The 20,534-nt window shown below is 61.8% G+C and carries 27 protein-coding genes and 1 tRNA gene; 13 read left to right on the top strand and 15 right to left on the bottom strand.

Annotation, left to right across the window (positions count from 1 at the left end):
* Positions 1 to 66 precede the first annotated feature (66 nt).
* The gene (locus tag HY556_02300) at positions 67 to 219 is read right to left on the bottom strand and encodes a hypothetical protein (protein MBI4392615.1); all 153 of its coding nucleotides are present in this window, start codon (positions 217 to 219) and stop codon (positions 67 to 69) included.
* A gap of 540 nt (positions 220 to 759) precedes the next feature.
* On the opposite strand from HY556_02300, the gene HY556_02295 reads away from it, so the two are divergent.
* The 3 genes from HY556_02295 to HY556_02285 all read left to right on the top strand — a co-directional run bounded on the left by HY556_02295 (position 760) and on the right by HY556_02285 (position 3,328).
* On the top strand, positions 760 to 990 hold the full coding sequence (locus HY556_02295) for an Lrp/AsnC ligand binding domain-containing protein (GenBank protein ID MBI4392614.1): 231 nt from the start codon (positions 760 to 762) through the stop codon (positions 988 to 990).
* Between the two features lie 83 nt (positions 991 to 1,073).
* The gene (locus tag HY556_02290; protein MBI4392613.1) at positions 1,074 to 2,885 is read left to right on the top strand and encodes an ABC-F family ATP-binding cassette domain-containing protein; all 1,812 of its coding nucleotides are present in this window, start codon (positions 1,074 to 1,076) and stop codon (positions 2,883 to 2,885) included.
* Complete coding sequence (locus HY556_02285) at positions 2,882 to 3,328, top strand: hypothetical protein (protein ID MBI4392612.1); 447 nt, start codon at positions 2,882 to 2,884, stop codon at positions 3,326 to 3,328. Before HY556_02290 ends, HY556_02285 begins: the two co-directional genes overlap by 4 nt.
* Here the strand turns inward: HY556_02285 and HY556_02280 are convergent.
* The 4 genes from HY556_02280 to HY556_02265 form a co-directional block, all read right to left on the bottom strand.
* A complete protein-coding gene (locus HY556_02280; GenBank protein MBI4392611.1) occupies positions 3,325 to 4,479 on the bottom strand; it encodes an endo alpha-1,4 polygalactosaminidase in 1,155 nt (384 codons plus the stop codon). The genes HY556_02285 and HY556_02280 overlap by 4 nt on opposite strands.
* A 21-nt stretch (positions 4,480 to 4,500) precedes the next feature.
* Complete coding sequence (locus HY556_02275) at positions 4,501 to 5,130, bottom strand: NUDIX domain-containing protein (protein ID MBI4392610.1); 630 nt, start codon at positions 5,128 to 5,130, stop codon at positions 4,501 to 4,503.
* Positions 5,082 to 5,543 (bottom strand): hypothetical protein, encoded by a 462-nt coding sequence (locus HY556_02270; protein MBI4392609.1) that lies wholly within the window; start codon positions 5,541 to 5,543, stop codon positions 5,082 to 5,084. The genes HY556_02275 and HY556_02270 overlap by 49 nt, the downstream gene beginning before the upstream one ends.
* 103 nt (positions 5,544 to 5,646) lie before the next feature.
* Positions 5,647 to 5,934 (bottom strand): DNA-binding protein, encoded by a 288-nt coding sequence (locus HY556_02265; GenBank protein ID MBI4392608.1) that lies wholly within the window; start codon positions 5,932 to 5,934, stop codon positions 5,647 to 5,649.
* A 109-nt stretch (positions 5,935 to 6,043) separates the two neighbouring features.
* On the opposite strand from HY556_02265, the gene HY556_02260 reads away from it, so the two are divergent.
* Entirely contained in the window at positions 6,044 to 6,709 is a 666-nt protein-coding gene (locus tag HY556_02260; GenBank protein MBI4392607.1) for a hypothetical protein, read from the top strand.
* Here the strand turns inward: HY556_02260 and HY556_02255 are convergent.
* From HY556_02255 to HY556_02245, 3 genes are all read right to left on the bottom strand, one after another.
* Positions 6,697 to 7,986: a tRNA (N(6)-L-threonylcarbamoyladenosine(37)-C(2))-methylthiotransferase gene (locus HY556_02255; GenBank protein MBI4392606.1), complete on the bottom strand. Its 1,290-nt coding sequence runs from the start codon at positions 7,984 to 7,986 to the stop codon at positions 6,697 to 6,699. The genes HY556_02260 and HY556_02255 overlap by 13 nt on opposite strands.
* 219 nt (positions 7,987 to 8,205) lie before the next feature.
* Complete coding sequence (locus tag HY556_02250) at positions 8,206 to 8,511, bottom strand: hypothetical protein (protein ID MBI4392605.1); 306 nt, start codon at positions 8,509 to 8,511, stop codon at positions 8,206 to 8,208.
* 305 nt (positions 8,512 to 8,816) lie between these two features.
* The gene (locus tag HY556_02245; protein MBI4392604.1) at positions 8,817 to 9,656 is read right to left on the bottom strand and encodes a DMT family transporter; all 840 of its coding nucleotides are present in this window, start codon (positions 9,654 to 9,656) and stop codon (positions 8,817 to 8,819) included.
* A 101-nt stretch (positions 9,657 to 9,757) separates the two neighbouring features.
* Between HY556_02245 and HY556_02240 the strand changes: the two genes are divergently transcribed.
* Complete coding sequence (locus HY556_02240) at positions 9,758 to 9,931, top strand: hypothetical protein (GenBank protein ID MBI4392603.1); 174 nt, start codon at positions 9,758 to 9,760, stop codon at positions 9,929 to 9,931.
* A gap of 15 nt (positions 9,932 to 9,946) precedes the next feature.
* On the opposite strand, the gene ndk is transcribed toward HY556_02240, so the two are convergent.
* The 4 genes from ndk to HY556_02220 are packed head-to-tail and all read right to left on the bottom strand — an operon-like array spanning position 9,947 to position 11,220.
* Positions 9,947 to 10,396, bottom strand: a complete 450-nt coding sequence (gene ndk, locus HY556_02235) for a nucleoside-diphosphate kinase (GenBank protein ID MBI4392602.1) — start codon at positions 10,394 to 10,396, stop codon at positions 9,947 to 9,949.
* 24 nt (positions 10,397 to 10,420) lie between these two features.
* Positions 10,421 to 10,612: a 50S ribosomal protein L24e gene (locus HY556_02230; protein MBI4392601.1), complete on the bottom strand. Its 192-nt coding sequence runs from the start codon at positions 10,610 to 10,612 to the stop codon at positions 10,421 to 10,423.
* Between the two features lie 5 nt (positions 10,613 to 10,617).
* Positions 10,618 to 10,836, bottom strand: coding sequence for a 30S ribosomal protein S28e (locus tag HY556_02225; GenBank protein MBI4392600.1), 219 nt, complete (start codon positions 10,834 to 10,836; stop codon positions 10,618 to 10,620).
* Between the two features lie 15 nt (positions 10,837 to 10,851).
* Positions 10,852 to 11,220, bottom strand: coding sequence for a 50S ribosomal protein L7ae (locus HY556_02220; GenBank protein ID MBI4392599.1), 369 nt, complete (start codon positions 11,218 to 11,220; stop codon positions 10,852 to 10,854).
* Positions 11,221 to 11,718: 498 nt separating this feature from the next.
* Between HY556_02220 and HY556_02215 the strand changes: the two genes are divergently transcribed.
* Entirely contained in the window at positions 11,719 to 12,849 is a 1,131-nt protein-coding gene (locus HY556_02215; protein ID MBI4392598.1) for a hypothetical protein, read from the top strand.
* A 119-nt stretch (positions 12,850 to 12,968) separates the two neighbouring features.
* Here HY556_02215 and HY556_02210 read toward each other — a convergent pair whose 3' ends face one another.
* Complete coding sequence (locus tag HY556_02210) at positions 12,969 to 13,121, bottom strand: hypothetical protein (protein MBI4392597.1); 153 nt, start codon at positions 13,119 to 13,121, stop codon at positions 12,969 to 12,971.
* Between the two features lie 189 nt (positions 13,122 to 13,310).
* Between HY556_02210 and HY556_02205 the strand changes: the two genes are divergently transcribed.
* The 3 genes from HY556_02205 (at position 13,311) to HY556_02195 (ending at position 15,743) form a co-directional block, all read left to right on the top strand.
* A complete protein-coding gene (locus HY556_02205) occupies positions 13,311 to 14,018 on the top strand; it encodes a fibronectin type III domain-containing protein (protein MBI4392596.1) in 708 nt (235 codons plus the stop codon).
* Between the two features lie 148 nt (positions 14,019 to 14,166).
* The gene (locus tag HY556_02200; protein ID MBI4392595.1) at positions 14,167 to 14,907 is read left to right on the top strand and encodes a urate hydroxylase PuuD; all 741 of its coding nucleotides are present in this window, start codon (positions 14,167 to 14,169) and stop codon (positions 14,905 to 14,907) included.
* A 341-nt stretch (positions 14,908 to 15,248) separates the two neighbouring features.
* On the top strand, positions 15,249 to 15,743 hold the full coding sequence (locus HY556_02195) for a hypothetical protein (GenBank protein MBI4392594.1): 495 nt from the start codon (positions 15,249 to 15,251) through the stop codon (positions 15,741 to 15,743).
* Here HY556_02195 and HY556_02190 read toward each other — a convergent pair.
* A complete protein-coding gene (locus HY556_02190; GenBank protein ID MBI4392593.1) occupies positions 15,740 to 16,246 on the bottom strand; it encodes a hypothetical protein in 507 nt (168 codons plus the stop codon). The two genes, HY556_02195 and HY556_02190, sit on opposite strands and share 4 nt — an antisense overlap.
* Before the next feature lie 204 nt (positions 16,247 to 16,450).
* On the opposite strand from HY556_02190, the gene HY556_02185 reads away from it, so the two are divergent.
* Entirely contained in the window at positions 16,451 to 17,011 is a 561-nt protein-coding gene (locus tag HY556_02185; protein ID MBI4392592.1) for a GMP synthase subunit A, read from the top strand.
* An 18-nt stretch (positions 17,012 to 17,029) separates the two neighbouring features.
* On the opposite strand, the gene HY556_02180 is transcribed toward HY556_02185, so the two are convergent.
* Positions 17,030 to 18,073: a hypothetical protein gene (locus HY556_02180; GenBank protein MBI4392591.1), complete on the bottom strand. Its 1,044-nt coding sequence runs from the start codon at positions 18,071 to 18,073 to the stop codon at positions 17,030 to 17,032.
* Between the two features lie 114 nt (positions 18,074 to 18,187).
* Between HY556_02180 and HY556_02175 the strand changes: the two genes are divergently transcribed.
* The 3 genes from HY556_02175 (at position 18,188) to HY556_02165 (ending at position 20,349) form a co-directional block, all read left to right on the top strand.
* Positions 18,188 to 18,261: transfer RNA gene (locus HY556_02175), tRNA-Thr, on the top strand.
* A 209-nt stretch (positions 18,262 to 18,470) separates the two neighbouring features.
* Positions 18,471 to 18,779, top strand: a complete 309-nt coding sequence (locus HY556_02170) for a twin-arginine translocase TatA/TatE family subunit (protein ID MBI4392590.1) — start codon at positions 18,471 to 18,473, stop codon at positions 18,777 to 18,779.
* A 583-nt stretch (positions 18,780 to 19,362) separates the two neighbouring features.
* Positions 19,363 to 20,349, top strand: coding sequence for an IS110 family transposase (locus tag HY556_02165; GenBank protein MBI4392589.1), 987 nt, complete (start codon positions 19,363 to 19,365; stop codon positions 20,347 to 20,349).
* The last annotated feature ends 185 nt before the right edge of the window (positions 20,350 to 20,534 follow it).

Here is a 20,534-nt window from a genome sequence, read left to right as displayed (position 1 = left end):
CTGGAAAACAACGGCGCTCCTCCCCTTGTAAATCAATCGGTCAACCGTCAAACACTCTGTTGTCCCTTACGCGTATCCCCTGTCCTGGTCCTTCATGCGTCTCGCGTACTTTGCCGCCTCCTCCTGGGCGCCCTTGAACCGGGCCTCGATGAGGCCGGCCTGCCGTTCAAGCTCCTCGAGCGCGAGGCGGATGTTCGGAATAAATTGGTCAATGGTCATGAGCACCCGGGCGGTCGCTTCCGGGCCTCCCGATTCGAGCGAGACAGGCGCGAAGCGGCCGACGGCCGGCAGGTTCTGTCTGTTCGGCCGCGTTAAGGACGTCCAGATTGATTGGGCAACTTCGTTGCCCAGCAATCCTGCTCAATGCTGGCAAGCTCTCCCCTCCCTCGCCTCCTTCCGAGGCTCCGACGCGGACTGCGGTCCGCTAGGCCCGGTGGAAGCTTCGCGTCCACCAGGGCGGTCGGGGCGCTGGCGAGGTCACCGACGAACCAGTCGCGCCAGGTTACGTGACCAACCTAGCGCTCCTTAGGAGCCCCGCGTTGAGGCCGGCCATGAGAAGCGACTCCTCCAATTCCGTGTGGAGGAAGCCGACATGCTCCCATTGGTCCAGTAACGGGCCCCACGCTTCCATTTGCGCGGCCGTTTAGAATGAACCCCGCGTCCACGGAGGGGGGATTCCGATGCAGGACTCGTTGTAGCCCGCCAGAACGACGCCCAGACACCTTTTTATAAACCATTGATTATGACCAAGCCATGCCCATGCTTGGCTACGTACTTGTCCGCACAGCGCCAGGCAAGGAGCATGACGTCTTCAAGGCCCTCGAGAAGATCCCGCAGATAAAGGAGAAGTACGGGCTCTTCGGCGAGTTCGATGTGATCTGCAAGATCGAGGCGAACAACGCAGATGACGTCACCGAGGTCGTCGTGGGGAAGATACGCACTATCGCGGGCGTCATAGACACCAAGACGTTCATCAGCACAAGTCTTTGATCGATGCCCGCTTCGGGGTAACAGCGTGGCCTGTTTCTGCGCTTAGTATTTATCCAATGGGTGTGCCTCTTCCGCTCCTGTAAATGACCCGCCTTTTGGTCGCCGCCGACGGCGTCTCATTCGCCTACGGTTCACGTCGCGTGCTGGCCGACGCCCGTTTCAAGATAGAGGAGGGCGAGCGCATCGCGCTTTTCGGCCCCAACGGCGCTGGAAAGACCACTATCCTCGGCCTCATCACTGGACGCCTCAAGCCGGAGACGGGAGACATGTACGTCGACAACCGGATGCGCTACGGTTACATGACGCAGCAGTTCGAGTTCGCTCCTGACGCGACCGTCGGGAGCCTTCTCACCGTGAAGTCCACCCAGGTCACGAACCTCGAAGGAGAGATCCACGACATCGAGGAACGGATGGCCGATCCGCGCTTCTACGAGGCGCCGGGTTACGAGGACGTGCTCACGCACTATAGCGAACTCCAGCGGGAGGTCCAGAGCCTTTCCTCGAAGGGAAGCGCGTCGGCGGCGCTCACGATGCTCAACGAACTCGGCCTCGAAGACGTCGAGATGGAGACGAAGATGAAGGAACTCTCGGGGGGGCAGAAAACGCGGGTGCTCCTCGCGAAAGCCCTTGCGAACTGGGAAGAGATGGACCTTCTCATGCTCGACGAACCGACGAACCACCTCGACATCGAGACCGTGGAGTGGCTCGAGGAGTTCCTCGTCGAGCGCTACAACCGCGGGCTCATACTCGTCGCCCATGACCAGTACCTGATGGACAATCTCGCGACGAAGATCCTTGAACTCGACAACCACCACGTCGTCGAATGGGACGGGAACTTCACCGATTACAAGGATCAAAAGGCCGCGTACACGCGCGCCATGGACGCCAAACGGCGGCGCGAGTTCGACGAGGTCCAGCGGCAGATCCAGATAATCGAGGAGATCAAGCGCAGGAACCGTTTCGACGCGCAGGCGAGGTCGAAGATGACCCGCCTTCATAAGATGAAACGCGACTCGGAACCGGCGGGTCTCAGGCAGAAGACGTTCAACATGAAGCTCGAAGCGGCGCACAAGAGCAGCAACGAGGTCCTCGCCTTCGAGGGCGTCTCGAAGCGCTTCGGCGACGATGTGCTGCTCGAGAACTCGGAGATGCATATCTCCAAGGGCGACAAGATAGGCCTCATAGGTCCGAACGGCTGCGGAAAGACGACCATCCTTCGCATGATCGTGGGACTTGAGAAAGCGACGAAGGGCCGCATCCACATGGCGCCCGGGGTGAAACTCGGTTTCTTCGACCAGGAGCATGCGGGATTGGACCCGAACCGAAAACTCATCGAGGAAGTGCGGTCGGTCCGCCCGAAGATGGCCGACGAGGAGGCGAGAGGTATCCTCGGAAGGTTCCTCTTCAGAGGCGAGGACGCATTCAAGACGGCTGGAAAACTCTCCGGCGGCGAGAAAGCACGTCTCGCCCTTGCAAAGTTCCTCATCGGCGAGACCAATTTCCTCGTCCTCGACGAACCTACGAACCACCTCGACCTCGCCTCGCAGGACGTGATAGAGAAAGCGCTGGCGGAGTACGACGGCACGATGCTCGTCGTAAGCCACGACAGGCACTTCCTCGACGCCGTCGTCACGAAGATCGCCGTCGTCGCAAAACGCAACGTCGGCCTTTTCACCGGGAACTTCTCGAGCACCAGGACTCTCACGCGGCTACAGGAGTTCCAAGAGACGGGAAAGCCCGTCGAATACGTGGTGAGGAAGACCTTCAAGGACTACGAGAAGGGGGTTCGCTATTCGTGGGGCACGAGCGTGACGGTCACGGGAAACGAGACGCAGACCACGAAACGGCTATTCAAATACGCGATGGAACGTGGATGGATGGAGAGGAAGGAATGAACGGAAAGAAGACAGGGGTGTGGTCCGGAATCGTCCTGGCATCGATCGCGGCGTCTTTGGCCCTCGCCGGATGCGTCGACCTCCCCGCAGATTCGAAACCGAAGGACCTGCCCACTGATTTCAGGCAGACGGTGATCTTCGAGTTACGCGGTTCACCGGGTGTGGAAGAGACCGTCGACGTCATGCTGTCCGTCGACAACTCGACGCTTTGGATCGGCCCTATCCCAGCGAGCAATGGAACGGGGAAATACCTCCACTTCTCGCTCGAACTTGGAGAGGGCCTGCATGATGCGCGGGTGCGTGTCGCAGAGTGGGGTGGCTCGTGGAAGACGGATTTCGAGGTCCCGAACGAGAGGCCGGCGGTCGTCGTGAGGGTCGCGGCCCGATCCGTCACGTTCAATGCTTACGCCAGTTTCGCCGACGCGGATGCGCCTTCGACCTAGTCTGGCGGGTGGCCCTCCGGGACCGAGAGGCGATCGAGGCTTCGCACCGTTGCGTAGGGCACGTACCCTCGTGACCGGCTCTCAAGGAAGACATCATCGATCGACGCGGTCTTCGTCGCGTAATCGGTCGTTAGAACGAGTTTCCCGGCGGCGCGGAAGACGTCGAGCATGGAGGTCACTTTTTCCGTGTGGGTGGTTCCCTGCGGCGTGTCGTCGTTGTACCACGTGTCTTCCTTGCCGATGCCGCTTATGGCGGACACATAGTCGTCATGGACGGCGAGCGCTTCGCCGTTTTGCGGGAACAGCCCAAAACCGACCCTTCCCCGGGTGGAACGGGCGTGCTCCCCGATGCTTTTCACAAGTTCTACCATCTCCGCCTCTGAGCTCGCGCGTTCAAGGCCGCTCTCGCCGCCGGGGCCCCAGTACTCGTAAGCGTCGATGATGTCCAAGTACACGCCGTCGAACCCTGCCTTGACGATCCGGTCCATGTAATCGAAAACGATCGCACGCCACGCGGCGTCCCAATAACGCACCTTGTAGTTTCCCGGCCACTCCGGATTCTCGGGCCCAAGCCATGCGGGCGAATCGGCGTCCGGCACGCCGTCTCCATCGGCGTCCCACGACGCGTTCCAGTAGTAGCGGTAATCCTCGGCTTCGCCAATGCTCACGTAAGCGAGCACGAGCTTCGGTCCGCCGGAACCGTTCCTCAACGCGTCGATCTCGGCGTGGGTGAAGCGGCCGGGGTCCGTGCCGTCGCGCGAATAATCGATGACAACGAGGTCGAAGCGGCTCGCCCCGATTTGGACGAGGTCAAGGTCCTGGAGCTGGTAGGCGAAATCGTCCACATCGCCCCAAGGTTTCGCCACCGGCCGCAACCCGGTGATCGAGGCGCCACCGGCATCCGTTTCTGAACCCCCAATGGAGTCGTCACCAGTGCCGTTCATGTCGGCGTTCTCATCTGGCCCCGTTCCGGCGCCCTCATCCGAGGGTGCATCCTCGCCTTCCGTGTCCCCCGCGGCGCCATCGCCCGGGCCCTCGTCGTCGGACATGCCGCCGGCGGTGACATCATCGACGGCCGTCAGGTTCTTAGCGTCGCTGGGCGGACGCAGGCACCCGGTGACTGACAAGACCAGGATCAACGCGCAGGCCATGGCTGATTGCGCGCCCGTGCTTCACAGCCCCCTGCGTCTCTTGTCCCCGGGATCGCCAACGAGGGGAAGCGCGGGCCCTTCGCGTAGGAACTTCTCGAACCCGACTTGGAACCCGGGCGCGAAATCATCGGGCCGTTCGCGAAGCCACGCTTCGACCGTCGCAAGCGTTTCAAATCTCCCGTCGGAGACTTCCTCCCTGTTGTGGGCCATCGGCCCGTCGTGGCGCGCCAGGAACAGCGCGCTCTTTTCCCGCTCCTCGCGCCCCTCGTAGTCGAAACGATACGCCTCGTGCATGTCGCAGTCGACGCCGAGTTCCTCCTTCAGTTCGCGCCGTGCCGCCGAGGCGTAGGATTCGCCGGGACCAAGATGTCCGGACGCGGAGCCCGTCCATTTTCCGGGATAGAGGTCTTTTTTCATGCTGCGGTGTTGAAGGTAGAGCTCGCCCTTGGAGTTGAAAACGTAAACGTGGACGCTCCTGTGGAGGAGCCTTCGTCGATGGACCTCCGCACGGGAGGCTTGGCCGATGACTTGATCATCGGCGTCCACGATGTCGAACATCTCGGGCAACAGGATGCAAGCGGTTGGGCCGTTAATGAAGTCTTTCAACCGCCCGTCGAAAGCCGTCTCAAGAGGTTCTCCGGGAGCCTCCATCTTGCGGGCATCGAATTGATGATGATCTCATCCCCTTCCAGAAGATCGTAATGTTCGCGCCACCCGCCTTCGATGGCGTCCCACGGCGAGAGGACGGCTTGGCCCTGTAGCGTGTGCGCCAATGCGCCCGGCATCGAATCGTCGATCGGTACTATGGTGAACATCCGACGGAAATGCAGTGGTATCCGGGTCAATGCGTGGATCTTCATGAGGAGGACGGCGGTGGCGCGTTCGAGGCGGGTGTTAAGTTCCAAAGCGGTGGCATTGATGCCGATCTCGCCTTCCGTCAGGTCCTCGGAGAATCCGCCGAAACGCGTCACATAATAGTCGCGAAGCGTCTCGATCGGGAGTCTCGGCGTTGGTTCCGGCAGACCCGAATGACCGCCGGTGTGCGGCAACCCCTGGGGGTCCATCTTCTCTTCAGGATACTTGTGGGAAGGATGGCTCTTAAGGGTTGCGTTTCAGAGCCTACGCTTTGATATGGAAGGAAAACCGGATCGAAGGACGCGGGATGCACTAGAGGACTTCGAGTTTTCCGTACTTTCCGGCGGAGAGCTTGTTCTTTCCCCGAAACGCCGAGACCCACCCGTTGGTGATGCGGATCTTGTTCCCGACGCTTACCTTTTGGATCTCGTCGTTCCAGAGCGTGAGATCCACCTCGCCCGTCTCGTCCTTCACGACGGCGTCGCAGACCATGCCGGAATCACCGTACTTGGAAGTGAATTCGCGCGGTTCTTCCTTCTTGACGACCTCGACGTCGATCGTGTCGACCTTGGCGCGGTCGCGAAGTTCAGATACTTTCATCCTTGGGATACCCCGGCTCTCCAATTCGCTCATCTGATTTAAACGTATGCTGTCTTCTAAGCCGCGCACATCGGGCAACCGTTAAGTAACGTCGCCATGCTTCACGCGCGTGCGCAAGGGCAGGCGCGAAACGGCAACGTTCCTCTTAGGCCTCCTTCTTGTCGCGGGCTGCGTCGGGCTTGGAGGGGACACGTTGACGGCGTCCGCGACCGGCGGTTTCGCCACGAGCGGCACCTATGATTATGAGGCGAAGAACGTCCACTCAATCGATGGGCGGATCGCCGTGAGCTTATCGAACACCGCGAATAGCGGCCTCGTAGAAGTGAACGTCACCGATTCAGGCGCGAACTTCTTGGTCATCTTCGACCGGTTCACGGAATCAAGGCCCTTCCACGATGGCGGCGTCGCCTTCAACATCCACGAGCATGGCGCAAGCGGCGTCGGGGACACGCTCGTCCCGGAGATCTTGGTCCGCGCCGCCGCGTGGGGCGACGCCCGCGTCTACAGGAACGGTCTGCCTTTCCGGGATCCGCATTCCAACAAGACGACCTGGAAGGCTCACGTGATGGCCGCCACCGAGCGCATCCATGTGGACGAAACGCACAAGGTCTACAACGCCGCGAGGGCCGGCCCGTACGATCCGGCCTCGCCAGCGGACGGTCTCGTCGAGCCGGGAAACGAGATTCATTTCGTCTGGTACAGCAACGACGCGGCGCCGCCGGCTGCGAAATTCTTCCGCTACTACTTCTTCCCCGACCCTACCTATTCGGCCTGATGGGAGGTCTCTGTCGGCGCGACCCCGCCTGAGACGATTTCGCCGACGAGCCAATGATCCGTCGAACCGGTGACCTCCACGTCGTACCATCTCGCAAGGGGAACGTCGGGCAAGACCACCTGCCGGTATTCCTGCGTCCTGCCTACGACGGAGCCCTGTCGGAGTCGCTCCGTGGCGAGCACGCGAACGCGTCGGCCGACGTGGCGCCGGAGGCGCTCGCGCGATGTCCGCAGCCTATGCTTCGTAAGGATGCGGCTTCGGTCGGTCGCGACGCGCGACGGCACCTGCCCGCCGAATGCGTCGGCGCGGGTCCCGGGGCGCCGCGAGAACCGGGTGATGTTGATGATGTCGGGGGAAACGTCGTCGAGGAGGCGCACGGTCGCTTCGAACGCCGTTTCATCCTCCTCCGGGAAGCCGGTGATCACGTCCGTCGCGATGGTGATGTCCGGGAACTCCGCCCTGAACCTGGCAACGATGTCCTTGAAATCGGCGGCCGTGTGATGACGCCCCATCGCCGTGAGAATCGGGTCGCTTCCCGATTGGACGGGTAGGTGGAGGAACTTGAACAGTTTGGGCTCTCGGAAGGCCTCGATGAGGTCGTCGAGTATTGGTTCGAGCGCGAAGGGGTTCATCATCCCTACGCGCACCCGGAAATCGCCGTCGACGCGCGAGACGCGTTGAAGAAGCGCCGGTAACCGCGGCCCCGTGCCTGCGCCGTAGGCGGCGGTGTCCATGCTCGTGAGCCGGATCTCGACTGCGCCCGCATCGACCGCGTCGCGGACGTCGGCGGTGATGTCGTCGATTGAGAACGTCTCCAATCCGGGTCGCGCTAGCTTCGTGATGCAAAACGAGCAGTTCCCCGTGCACCCGTCGTTGATGACAATGGTCTCCACGGGCGCCGAGTCCTGGCGCCGTACCCGGACGCGCGGGTCTTTCTTAGGAGGCACGACCCCTGTCTCGATGACGGTCGACGCGTGGGCGACGCCTTGCGGCGGGAGGATGATGGCTTGGGGGGCGATGTCGCGGATGAGGTCGGCGCGTGACGTCGCGAGGCAGCCGGTGACGATCACGTCCTTTCCAGACTCCTTGAGGGCCGCGATGCGTCGGGCCATGTCGCGCTCGGTCCGTTCCACCACGGCGCAGGTGACGATGATCGCCGTGTCCGCATCGGCAAGCGTCGGGGAGAGCGCGTGGCCGTCGCGAACGAGGACCGATTCGATGACGCGGGACTCCCCCTGCGTCACCGCACAGCCGTGCGTCTCAAGGTAAACTTGCACAAGGCGGCAATATCGACGATGGTTATACCGTCATCGGCCGATGGGGCATACCAGGTCAAGGAAAGCGATGTCACTTGCGCAGGCCGACTTCGTCCAAAACTTCGGTGACTCCCTTGGGTCGTCACCTCGTTCTTGATGAAGCTTTAGGACCGTTTGGGGCCTACTTTATCGCGCACTTCGATGACTCCCTCGGCTCGTCATCTCGTGCTTGATGAAGCTTTAGGACCGTTTGGGACCGACTTCATCAAGAACTATCCTGAACTCCTTGATGCGGGAACGGAAGTAGCGCCTGCCTTTCTCGCGCCGCTCCTCAAGGAGTGGAAGCAGTTTCTGGATTGCGAGCCCGATCGTGCCTGGCTTCTCGCTCGTGCGGTCCGCGATCTCCGACAGGAAAAGCCATCCCTCGCCCTTGCGGCGCTCCTCGTTGAGTACGGAAAGGATCTTCACGTTGACGGAGGCCGCGAGGAGGCGCACGATGCGTTCGATCTCCTCCGGGTCCTTGGTGAGCGTGAGGTCGCGGCCCATTCAAGGAATTATATTTTGATGCGCGTATATAGCTTTCGCGCTTTCGAGAGTCGACAGGTTCACAATTTTTGGATTTCGATAAAATTGTGTGTTTGCGACTTCATGGATTCACGAAACTTATTAATAGCCAAGGCGACATTCTACGACCCGGTCGGGGTCAGTAATTCCTGCTGGACGAAACCGGTGGGATGCACGGAATGCACTGGGCCGCTTCCGCACAACTACCCGCTCTTTTCCCCCGGCCACTTTTCCAAAACATGGCCGGGCCTTCGCGCGGGCGACAAACCTCCCGCGCCCTCCTGGCTTCACCTCGCGATCAGGAAGACGCCGAGCGCGATGACGACGACCCCGATGACCTGCAGCCGGCGAAGCCGCTCGCGCAAAGTGACGTGGGCGAGGACGACCGTGAACGCGAAGAATAGGCCCGAAAGGGGAGCGACTATGCTTATGTCGCCGTCCGTCACGCCGAAATTATAGGCGGTGTAGGCAGCAGCATCCAAGAGGCCCATCGCAGCGAGCATCGCGTACGTGCGAGGCGTCAGCTTGAACACCTCGCCTGCGGAGACCGGAAGAAGGCTTCCGACCGTCACGATCCTCGGCAAGACTACGGCCCAGTATACGCCTATCAGGAGGGCGATGGGCTTGAAGAGGTAGAAAGTCACACCAAAGCCGAGAACCGCTCCGAGGGCGGGAATGAGGCCCGCGACCCCTGCCCTGCCTCCATTCTCTTCTTCCCGCGCCAATAGATAGACGCCAGCGACGGCGACCGCCATGCCGACGTATTGGAGGCCCGCGACAGCGCTTCCAAGGAAGCTCGCCGCGAGGACGACCGTGAGGACCGGGTAAGTCGCCGCGATGGGGCTCACAACCGAGAGCTTTCCCTGCTGGAAGGCCAGGTATAGGAATATCCCGCCGGCCAGGTTCGCAACACAAAGGAGCGCGATGATGGGAAGGTCCGCACCCGATAGGACTAAGGTTGTGGGCCACGCGAGAATCATCAGCGGGACTAGGCTTATCGCGTTCAGGATGACGAGCGTCGCGGGAACGCTCGTGCGGTCAACGACACGCTTGGCCAGTATGTCGACGACACCCCAACAGAGCGCCGGGAAAAGGCCCATCGCCACGGAGAACAGGACGTCAGCCAAAGGAACACACCCGGCGTCGCGGCCCTGCGGCCAATATTACCATCGCGCGCGGAACCCCTTTTTCGGTTAAAGGCCTGCTGGAGCGGAAACGCGCCTGAAACATGGATAATGCGAAGAAGCCGTTTCCCGATGGTGGTGACGATGTGGTAGATGTCGCGATGTTCGGGTGGATGCTCCTGCACGTCTTCTCGGCCGCGTTCTGGATCGGTGGCCTCATCCTTGGGATGTTGGCGCTGCTTCTCATGACGTATGCGGCGTATGGAATCGGGAGGTAAGGGCCGAGACCCGGCCTACTCTTGGACCCACTTCTCGTCGGCCCGCGCGTACATCACGAGATCCTTCTCCGAGAAGAAGAGCTTGATCTCCCTGTCGGCGGCCTTGTCCGAGTCGCTGCCGTGCACGACGTTACGCCCGATGTCGAGCGCGTAGTCGGCCCGGATGGTCCCGGGCGCCGCCTTCTTCGGGTCGGTGGCGCCGTTGATGTCGCGCACCGCTTGGATGGCGTTACGGCCTTCGAGCACCATTGCGACGACGGGGCCGCTAGTGATGAAATCCACGAGACCGGCGAAGAACGGTTTCCCTTTGTGCTCGCCGTAGTGCTCCTCCGCGAGCGAGCGGGGGATGTGGAAAAGCCTCATGGCGACGATCTTCAGGCCGCGTTTCTCGAACCGCGCGAGGATGTCTCCGACGAGGGCGCGTTGTACGCCGTCCGGCTTCACCATGGCGAAGGTGCGCTCGATCGGTGGTGTCGTCAAGACTCACACCTACTTCTGGACGCCCTTCACGAACGCGGTCGTCCACTTGATCCTGCGCGGGACCCGCTTGAGCTTCAGCAGGTTCCTCGAACACTTGTCGCTGCAGAAGTGGTACTTGTTCCCGTCACGGCGGACGAAGAGCTTCCCAGTGCCCGGTTCGATAGGGTTCCCGCAGAACGAGCAGTCGCGTTTTTCCACCATGTTCCTCACCGCACGTTGAGCTTACGGGCTTCCCTCGCGGTCTCCCGGAGCATCAGTATGTCGCCGATCTGGATGGGACCGAAGGCGTTCCTCGTGATGATGCGGCCTTTGTCGCGCCCGTCGAGGACGCGGACCTTCACCTGGGTGGCCTCGCCTGTCATGCCTGTGCGGCCGATGATCTCGACCACTTCGGAGGGGATTGCGCTGTCTTCTTCGTCAGCCACGTCTCACACGCTCCCTTACTTCGCCCGGAGTTCCGCAAGCTTGGCGGTCAACTCGTCAAGAATGGGTTTCGCCCTGCCGGGGTCAAGGACCGCGACACTGGCGGTCGGCACTTCGAGTCCGGCGCTGGTCCCGAGCTCTTGCTTGGAGGGCACGTAGGTGTACGGGATGCCCTTCTCTTCGCAAAGGAGCGGTATGTGCGCGAGGACTTCCGGGGGCTGGGTGTCTTCGGCCAGGACGACGAGCTTGGCCTGGCCCCGCTCGACGATCTTCGTGACCTCGTTCGTTCCCTTCCTCACCGAACCGGAATCGCGGGCTGCCTCGATCACTTCGTAGGTCTTGTCCTTGATCTCCGTCGGAACCTCGAATCGCACGTGTATGGGCATGTTTGTTTTCCTCCTTCATGGCGCCAAATCCGCGAACGCGGCTTCGCGCAATGTCTCATTGGACCTTCGGGGCGCCGCTTTCGAAGCGTGTCGCATCGTCGCCGACGCGTTTCCGAAGTAGGGCTACGAATGGACAACTTATATAAAAACCTGCGGTGGCCGCCACAGAGGGAAACCGCGGCCATATCACGTCCCCCCCGCGTCAGCCTGGGCCGTCCTCCATGTCCTGCGCTATGGCGACGCGTGCGAGCGCCAGGTGCGGGACCTCGAACCGGGCCGGACGCTCGACATAATGCTCTTTTCGATGCATCGGTCGCGTCGGTGACGCGAAAAGGGTTAAGCGGCGCCCGGCGAATCCGAAGCAAGAGGCGAGGCGAGTTGAGACCGGGGACCGGGGCGATCATAGTATCGATGATATTGGTGGGCGTCGTTCCAGCGAGCTTTGGCTTTGGGCCGGCACAAGGCCCGGCCGGGATTCTGATCCCCCAAGGCGGTTTCGTGGTAGAGGAGATAGCCCTTTTCGAACCGGGCGGGGCGCCGGTCACACTTGCCTATGCGACGAGTATTGCGTTTCGCGGCGACGAGCTTCTCGTCCTTGAAGGCGGCAGGTATCATTTCGCTTCGCCGTTCAACACGAATCTTGCCAGCGGCAGGCTCCGCTCCATCGCGCTCTCGGGGGACGAGGGGACGGTCTCGACGCTCGCCGAGGGGTTGAAGGACCCGATCGGACTTGCCGTGAACGCCACGGGCACGGTGTTCTTCACGCAATACGGGGAGATCTCGATCCTCAACGAAACGGGAGCGGCGGTCTCCTACACGACCGGTCTTCCTTCCCAGAGGTCCGATTTCGTTTTCGTCCCCGTGACCGACCAGGAGGCGGGCCACGAACTCGGCCAAGGTGACCTCCTCGACCTCGACACGACGGGCACGATGGGCCTCGCTTTCGCCGCCGATGGCACTCTGTACGCGCTCGAAGGGATAAACGGCAGGCCGCCAGACGACCCGTTCACCGGCGAACGGTCCTATTCGGTCGACTATTCGAGCTCCCTCCTCACGCCGGGCCAAGGAGCGGTCGACCCTTCCATGGTCTACGCGCGCGGCTGCCGCAACTGCCTCGACCTGGCGATCGCGCCCGCGGGGCATCCGAAGGCCGGCGTGGTCTACGCGACGGAGAACATGGGCGTCTACAGGGCGCGCCTCCAAGCCGGCGAGGAGAGGACGGTCCTCCAGGGAAGCTCCGCGGCGGACGCGAACCACATGGACGACATCGTAGAGGTCTCGGAAGGCAACGTACGCCGTGCGGCGACCGTGGTGCCGGACTCTGCGAGCCTAGGCGCCGTCCCGGCAGGCATCGCCTTCGCCCCGTCAGGCTTTCCCGCTGGCGGCCCAAGCCGCATGTTCGTGACCGTCTACTCGGGCCTTCCGGAAAGCGCCCCCGAGGACGGGGCGGACGATCGCGCCTACGTCGCATTCGTGGAACCAGAGCGCCAAACGGGGCTCGGTCCGGTCGTGCCGTTTGCCGTGGGCTTCGACTTCGCCATCGACCTCGCCTTCGGCCCCGACGGCTCGATGTACGTCCTCGAATACTTCAGCGGAAGGCTCTTCCGCATCGCTCCCGACGGGGGATAGTCGGTGAGGCGCGGATTCGTAGCCATCGGGTTGGCGGTCGTGCTCCTTTTTGCGACCGCGGCCGACGTGAGCAGCCGGTCCGGCGGCATCACGGGGCAGGCGCAGGGAGGCTGCACCTGTCACTCTCCGAGTCCATCGCCCGCCGTCACCCCGTCCATCGCGGGGCTTCCCGCCACATGGAGTGTCGCGACCTCATACCCGATTGAAGTGTCGTTCACGGGCGGTCCAGGTTTCGTCGTGAACCCGAACCGCGTGAACACTGGCGGGTTCAATCTGCGAGTGACCGGGGGAACATCTCCGCCGCCCCGAGCGGGGGAGCGGCGCAGACGCCGACGGCCGACCGGTCGGAGGCGACGCATACGACGCTCGGCAACGACCAGACGTCTTGGGACCTCGTCTGGAATTCGCCCTCGACGGGGTTCGGGAACGGGACGATCTATGCGTACCTCGCCACCAATTCGGTGAACGGCGACGCGACGAACACCGTGGCGGACGAGTGGAACAGGATCCTCGTCATGATGAGCGGGCCCCCCGATACCACGGCGCCGGAGATCACGGCCGTCGGCAGCACTCCTTCGATCGTTTCGGCCATCGTCAGGTGGACGACCGACGACACGTCCGATTCGACGGTCGAATACGGGCCGACCGCCTCATACGGTTCGACCACGACGCGGGTCGAGACGGTCACGTCGCACTCCGTCACCCTCATGGGGCTTTCCCAATCGACGACCTATCATTTCCGGGTGCGTTCCACGAACCTCAACGCCCTCGAATCGGCCCTCGGCGATTTCACGTTCACGACGGGAAGCGACGTGACGCCGCCGGTCGCGAACGTGAACCGCCCCTTCACGGGCCGCATCTACGTGAACGACATGGAGACGAACACCTTCTCGACCATCATGCCGCTAGCCGTCGGCAGCACGCTGACGGTGAACGTCTTCGCCACCGACGCCTCGGGGGTCGTGGCGGTGGAGATGTACGTGGACACTCTGGCGACGGAGCGCGCCGACGCGACCCAGATGGGCCCGACGACTTGGAGCTGGTCGTGGCCGATAGGCAACGAGGCGGCGGGAAGCCACACGCTATACGCCAAAGCCTACGATACGGCGGGGAACTCGAGAACTGTGAGCATGTCCGTGAACGTGGTGCCCCTTCCAGGGACCATCTAAGACGCGGTCAGCACGCCGGGCGGGGTGGACGACGTGCCGCCGAACGACGCGCCGACGACTTGGCGTGCGCTTGCTTTTCGCCGGTCTCGTTCCTGCCCGTCGCGTCAAGCTAATCAGCCTTAAGTACCGCGTCCCTCATTTCGACGCGGTGGTCTTGGTGGCAGCCGCAGCAGCGACGACGCAGTCAACCGCGATGGGAAGGGATTTCAAGAAAGCGCCTTCGGACATGGCGCAGATGCTGGTCATGGGCCTTGCCACGATCCTCCTGGTGGGCGACATCCTTTTTCTCACCGTGACGTGGCCCGCCGCTTACATGGTGGATGCCGCGTTCGTGTGGCGTTGGCTCCACTTCGTGTCCGGCATCACCTGGATCGGCCTCCTCTATTTCTTCAACTTCGTGAACGTCCCTTTCATCGGTTCCGCGGACGCCTCCTTCAAACAGACGTATCTTCCGAAGCTCATCGGGCGTGCCCTCTTCTGGTTCAGGTGGAGCTCGATGCTCACGGTGCTCGCCGGGTTCGGCCTCATCTTCTGGAGCTACGGTGTCACGACAGCGACACCCACCGGCATCCTGCTCTCGACGGCCGCCGGGCGCACGATCACTGTGGGGATGCTACTCGGCCTCGTAATGGTGTTCAACGTATGGCGCATCATCTGGCCGAACCAGAACAAGGTGATCACGGCCACGGAGAAGGGCGAGAAGCCCGACCCGGCGTGGGGAAAACAGGCGATGATTGCGAGCCGTATGAACGTCGTCTTGTCGTTTCCCATGTTGTTGATGATGGCAGGCGGTTCGCACTACCCCATGAACGACGTGCAGATACTGGTCGCGCTCGTCGTCGCGGGGGCGGCGTCGTGGGGCATGATACAGCTCACGATGAAATCCTGAAGCAGCGGCCCGCGCAGCCGTCACGGGACTCTTACGTCGGCGCAGCGCATGAGCTGGTTGAAAAAGATTGCAAAAGCAAAGGGACTATACGAGACACCTCCGGAACTCGTATAAAAACATTGGTGTCGCCGCAAGATGGTGCGTTGAATGGAGGAAGCGGACAATCGAGGACTTCGGGGCCTGGGGTCGCCCTGGCGCGCGTCGCCGAGCCAGCGCTGGGCCGCGAGACCGGCAATCGCCGGGTGCGCGTATCGCCCCTTGGCAATATTCTTTTCGTTGTACCACCCAGAGACGCGAAGGCGAGCCTTTTTGTAACCTGAGGTCAAATCAGTGGTGACAAGATGGTGATCGCCACCAAGCGCGCGGATCGGGGAGTCCTCGAGAAGATCGAGCGCGACTGCCTAAAGCTCATCGACTGCCTCCAGGAGTTCCGCCGCGAACGGGGCGAACAGAGTTTGAGACGCATCGCCGAACGCACCGGAATGTCGAAAGACGAGGTCAACCGCTATCTTTCGCCCCAAGTCTCCGAACTGTACAACTTCGAACGCCTCATGCACGCGCGGACGCACAACCGCTCGCTGTACAACTGGCTCATCGTCTCCGGCCCGCCGATGCTCGAAGCGGGCAAGTGGGCAGGCATCATGACGAACACCAGCAAGTTCGGTGTGTTCAGGGCCGTCTGCATGAAGTACGGGTACGAGGTGCGCCACATCGGAGGTCGCGGCCAGATCGTAGATCTCGTGTACCGCGGCATCCACACGATGAGCACTGATAGGATCGGAAAGGTCTTCTCAAGCCAGGAACCGATCTTGCAGTTTGAACGCTTTCGCGCCTAGGCGTTGATTCCCGGGACCGGAATATCGACCTTTACCCCCACGGTCGTTTCTTGGCTTCCCTGACTTTCCGCCGCGGCGGTCGGGTCAGCCGCCGGCGGCGCGAGATACGTGATCTCGAACCCGATGACGATGTTCTCGGCCGTGACGGGGCTGCGCTGCGTCTCGACCAATCCCGGGTTCGCCGCCTTCCACGTGGCAACCGCCTTATCGACCTCCGCCCGGCTGTAGGGGGCGGACGGATCGAAGGACTGCGGGTCGTAACCGATGTAAACCGACAACGTGGTCGTGGTGCCCGCGCCGGGCCGCTCGATGATGTGGTTGCCGCTCCCGGTGCTTGCAGCGGGGGGAAGCGACGATTCATCGTTTGCGCCCGGGGTAAGGAACGCAAGACCCGCGACCACCGCTACGGCCATCACGAAGACGGCCAAGAATTTCATGTTCACTTTGGGGATCCGAGGGTCGTTGATGAACTTGTAGGTCTTCACCAGGTCATCGAGCTTCACGCTTATCCCGATGGATTCTCTCCAACGACACCTATTAACGGCTTCGCGGCAAAGTATTAGAACAAAGAACCGTGGGCCTCGGCGGGCCTTGGCGAAACAAATACCAACATGAAGCCCGATGGACGGGCGACCCCTCATGAAGATCTTCGTCGTCGATTTCGCGGAACCGCCGGCTCCGCTCATCCACGCCGAAGAGGAGACTGTATGAGAATCTTCGTCGTGGACAATGGAGGCCAATGGACGCATCGCGAATGGCGCGTCCTCAAGTACCTGGGTGTCGACACCCAGATCGTCCCGAACACGACTCCCCTTGCCGACCTCGACGTCGACGGCCTCGTTCTCTCGGGCGGCGCCCCGCGCATAGGGTTGAACGACACGCTGGGAGCGTGCGCCGAGTACCTCTCAAAAGGGGATTTCCCGATCCTCGGCATCTGCGCCGGGCACCAGTTCATGGCGCGCCACTTCGGCGGCTCCGTGGCGCCCTCGTCGGTGCCGGAGTTCGGAAAGGCGGAGCTCGTCGTCGCCGAGCAAGGCCGCATCCTCGCTGGACTTCCGGAACGAAGTCAAGTCTGGGAAAGCCACAACGACGAAGTGAGCCTCGTCCCCGGCGACCTCAAGGTCTTGGCGCACTCGGCGCACTGCAAGACGCAGGCGATGGAACACAGGACGAAGCCGTTCTTCGGCCTGCAGTTCCACCCCGAGGTCGAACACACGGAGTTCGGGGAACGGATATTCAGGAACTTTGTCGACGTGTGCAAGCGATAGGTCCCAAGCGACCTCGCCTCACTCCTTCCTCAACACGGCCCGGATCGCATCGAGGAGACGATCCTCCGCCTTCGCAAGACCCGGCCCAAGCCACAGCATCGGCCCCGCAAGGCCCAACTGGCCGCCGGAAGCGTTCGGGTGGCCGCCGCCCGACAGCCGCTGCGCCACGAGATGGGAGATCTCCAATCCCTTGCGCGACCGGATGCTGAAACTACCATCCGGTTTCACTAGGCACTCGATGTCGGTCCCGTGCTCCTCCCGTAACGCCGCCAAGACCTCCGTCGCATCGAGCCGACCGTAAGTTATCGCGACCTTTGCTCCGTCAAGCGCATGCACCCGGGAACGTTTCACGGCGAGGCGCCGTTCCTCGTCTTTCTCGCGTCTTCGGCGCTCGAACGCGCCTTGGATCGTCTCGTCGACGACCTTCCGGTGCTTCACCACGTGGGCGACGTAGCGGAGCCCACCCATCTCCTGCATCGCCTCGTTGAGCATCGAGGAGCGCGCGTCCTTTCGGAGGAACAGGTCGCGGTCCCGCATGACGTTCGCAAAATCCTTGGCGAACGCGTCGTTCGGGAGAAGGTCCGCCTGGACGAGGCTTGCCCCGCATTCGGCGCTCTCGCTGTCCACGTTCAATACGTCGGCGGCAGTTCTGATCTTCTCCATCGCCCCCCCTTCCCACTGCTTGTGGTGGTGGTCACGCCATTCGACCCGCCAACCACGGCGCTTGAGGCCCGCGAGGAGTCCCGCGACGGCCTCACCGTCGCCCATCTGGACCGACAGGTCGCTTATAGCTATGGTGCGATCGTTGCCGGCTATGGGCCCGATGAAGACAAGCGCCCGCCGGACGTCCTCGGGGCGGACGTAGACGGTGCGGACGTTCGCATCGCCGTGAGCTATGCGCATGAGAACGTCCGACCCCGCGCCGTCGAGGCACTGGAAGTGCGTGATGTGGACGACCTTCGGCGCGTCCCGCGCGGCCCGTTCGACCCGCCCCTTGAACCGTGCGATTTTGACAAACCGCGGAAGGAAGAAGGGGAGACGAGGCAGGCGCTTGGCGAACATGCGGCGGGCGAGATTACGCGGTCCGGCTAATAGTTTAGGGGTTCAAAGTGGGCCGTGCCCACGACCCGCGGTACACGCAAACCTTTAAAGGAAAAACTCGTTTGCGCGCCTGTCGCCACCTTAGCTCAGCCTCGTAGAGCAGCTGATTCGTAATCAGCAGGTCGAGGGTTCAAATCCCTCAGGTGGCTTTTGGCGTAATCAGCAGGTGCGACGGGCGGAGCGGGGCGACGCCCGGAGCGAGGAGGACGAAGTCCTCCGATCGAGGGTTCAAATCCCGCCGGTGGCTTTCGTTTCTGGAACTGGGTACGAGTTTTCCGTCGACGCTTTTTCTGGCCCCCGGCCAGAAAAAGGGTCGTGTGGAAAAGATTAATAGCCGCTCACTCATGGTCCGAATCGCATGTTCGGCGCCCCATATCCTGCCATCTTCAACCTGAGTTCTGGTGAACTCCTCATCGTCCTCATCATCATATTTCTCCTCTTTGGCGCCGCCAAGATCCCGGAGGTCGCCCGTAGCCTCGGTAAGGCCCGCGGCGAGTTCGAGAAGGGCAAGCGCGAGATCGAGGAGGAGATGAAGGGTGCGGCTGTGAAGCGGTCGAGTTCCGCGGACGAGCAAAGCGCTCGGCGTGCGGCCACGGAATTGGGCATCGACATTGAAGGAATGTCCTTGACAGAGATCAAGCGCGCGATCGCGGAAAAGTTGAAGTGAAGCCCCTCGACGTCGGGGCCGTGGCCTCGCGTGTTTTCGACACTTTTCGTATTCCCTCCTTAAGATATTTATATTGGTTTCGACCAAATGATATTGGGGAAGTTTGGGCGGGTAGCGCTGGTTCGCGTTACCGCTTGAGGTGGTCCATACGCGTGTACTTCAGTTGAGATGCAAGTCGTGCGAGGAATTGTTCGCTTCTGGGATCGTCGGGGGGCAGACGGCCAACGAGATGCCCGTGCTTGGAGCCAACGAGTACCGTTGTCCGCATTGCGGGCTAGTCGCCGAATACGGCCGCGGCGACTATTTCGAGCCCCATTCGGAGACCGCACACGGTTAGGGCGCAAAAAGACTAAGAGCGACAGTGCGCCTTGGAGCACGGCCCGCCCGAATGAATCGCATTGTGCGTAAGCACGGCTCCCATCTCATCAATGGGAGCGAGCCGGGCAAAGAAGGCGATGAGAGCGAACTCACCTGGCGGGCCACATCTCATCTAGGGCCATCGAGGCGCCGTGGGTGCCATTGATGGCCCGCTTTTGAGGCTATGTGATGAGGCGGTGGCCCATTAGCCCTTTGGAGGGTTGGAATGCGCCACGTAATAGCCCTAGATGTGCACAAGCGTGAGACACAGGCCTGCGTCATGACCCAGGACGGGACCGTTCTCGGGGAGAAGCGGTTCCGGACATCAAGACCATCGTACCGGCGAGCTCTGAAGATGCTTTCTCCGGCACCAGTCGTGATCGAAACCGTGGGCATGCATCGACCGGTCGCATTGTGGCTTCAAGAACTCGACTTCGACGTCCACCTTGCGAACACAAGCAGGATTCCGAAGCCGGTCGTGAAAACGGACAAGAAGGACGCCAGGCATCTTGCCGACCTGTATCGGGCGAATCTCTTGCCGGAAAGCTACCTCGCACCAGAAGAAGTCCAACGACTCCGGGACTTGGCCAGGCACAGGCAATTCCTCGGACAGGAGAGTCGGCGGCTTCGGGGAAAGCTCATGCATGACTTGATCAAGCACGGTCACTTCCGCGAAAAGAATCCCGTCCTCACGCAGGACGGGAGGAAGTGGTTGCGGACACTCGGCATCCCCGAAGTGGAGAGCACGCTGAAACTCGTCGAACAGATCCAAGGCGAGATCCGGGACTTTGAGGAGCGTATTGGAAAAGAGACGACCGATCTTCCCGAGGCGGGTCTCCTCATGACGATACCTGGAGTCGGAGCCTACACGGCCCTACTCATTTTGGCCGAGGTTGGTGACTTCACGCGATTCAAGGACAAGGACGCGTTGGGAGCGTACGCAGGCCTCGGGGTCAGGCAACACCAAAGCGGTGATACGGACAGGCGAGGCAGTATCACGAAGCAGGGAAACGGCCTGCTGAGGTGGGCGCTCGTGGAAGCCGCCAGAAACCATGTTCGGGTGTGCCCCGATAGCGCCCTCGCGCGCAGGTGTAAGCGACTCGAGGCCAGAAAGGGTTACGGGAAGGCCATCACGGCGACGGCCCGCGTGATGGCCACGGTCATGTTCACGATGGTCGCTCGTAAGGAGGCGTTTCAAGTCAATCACCCCTAACCCGTGCTTGCATCTGCACGATGGTAGTGCGTTTTTTGAGTGGGAGACGGGCGGATTGACCGGGCGCAATAGCGCCTCATGCACGATTCGAGTGCGAAGAGATGAATGCCCATACATTCACAAGCGCGTGAGGGGGTTACTTGCCACGGACGCCGCCTCATCATAGAGATGATGCGACTTTTCGC

It is taken from the genome of Euryarchaeota archaeon (assembly GCA_016207515.1).
Classification (GTDB): Archaea; Thermoplasmatota; SW-10-69-26; order JACQPN01; family JACQPN01; genus JACQPN01.
Note: the sequence above shows the minus strand (reverse complement) of the source record. Positions and strands in the feature narration are given on the sequence as shown.

Coding starts and splice junctions, on each gene's coding strand:
- HY556_02195 (MBI4392594.1), top strand. CDS start 15,249: ATGGTGATCGCCACCAAGCGCGCGGATCGGGGAGTCCTCGAGAAGATC.
- HY556_02285 (MBI4392612.1), top strand. CDS start 2,882: ATGAACGGAAAGAAGACAGGGGTGTGGTCCGGAATCGTCCTGGCATCG.
- HY556_02230 (MBI4392601.1), bottom strand. CDS start 10,612: ATGGTGGAAAAACGCGACTGCTCGTTCTGCGGGAACCCTATCGAACCG.
- HY556_02240 (MBI4392603.1), top strand. CDS start 9,758: ATGGATAATGCGAAGAAGCCGTTTCCCGATGGTGGTGACGATGTGGTA.
- HY556_02275 (MBI4392610.1), bottom strand. CDS start 5,130: ATGGAGGCTCCCGGAGAACCTCTTGAGACGGCTTTCGACGGGCGGTTG.
- HY556_02220 (MBI4392599.1), bottom strand. CDS start 11,220: ATGCCCATACACGTGCGATTCGAGGTTCCGACGGAGATCAAGGACAAG.
- HY556_02290 (MBI4392613.1), top strand. CDS start 1,074: ATGACCCGCCTTTTGGTCGCCGCCGACGGCGTCTCATTCGCCTACGGT.
- HY556_02300 (MBI4392615.1), bottom strand. CDS start 219: ATGACCATTGACCAATTTATTCCGAACATCCGCCTCGCGCTCGAGGAG.
- HY556_02250 (MBI4392605.1), bottom strand. CDS start 8,511: ATGGGCCGCGACCTCACGCTCACCAAGGACCCGGAGGAGATCGAACGC.
- HY556_02280 (MBI4392611.1), bottom strand. CDS start 4,479: ATGGCCTGCGCGTTGATCCTGGTCTTGTCAGTCACCGGGTGCCTGCGT.
- HY556_02165 (MBI4392589.1), top strand. CDS start 19,363: ATGCGCCACGTAATAGCCCTAGATGTGCACAAGCGTGAGACACAGGCC.
- HY556_02265 (MBI4392608.1), bottom strand. CDS start 5,934: ATGAAAGTATCTGAACTTCGCGACCGCGCCAAGGTCGACACGATCGAC.
- HY556_02170 (MBI4392590.1), top strand. CDS start 18,471: ATGTTCGGCGCCCCATATCCTGCCATCTTCAACCTGAGTTCTGGTGAA.
- HY556_02270 (MBI4392609.1), bottom strand. CDS start 5,543: ATGGACCCCCAGGGGTTGCCGCACACCGGCGGTCATTCGGGTCTGCCG.
- HY556_02295 (MBI4392614.1), top strand. CDS start 760: ATGCTTGGCTACGTACTTGTCCGCACAGCGCCAGGCAAGGAGCATGAC.
- HY556_02185 (MBI4392592.1), top strand. CDS start 16,451: ATGAGAATCTTCGTCGTGGACAATGGAGGCCAATGGACGCATCGCGAA.
- HY556_02180 (MBI4392591.1), bottom strand. CDS start 18,073: ATGTTCGCCAAGCGCCTGCCTCGTCTCCCCTTCTTCCTTCCGCGGTTT.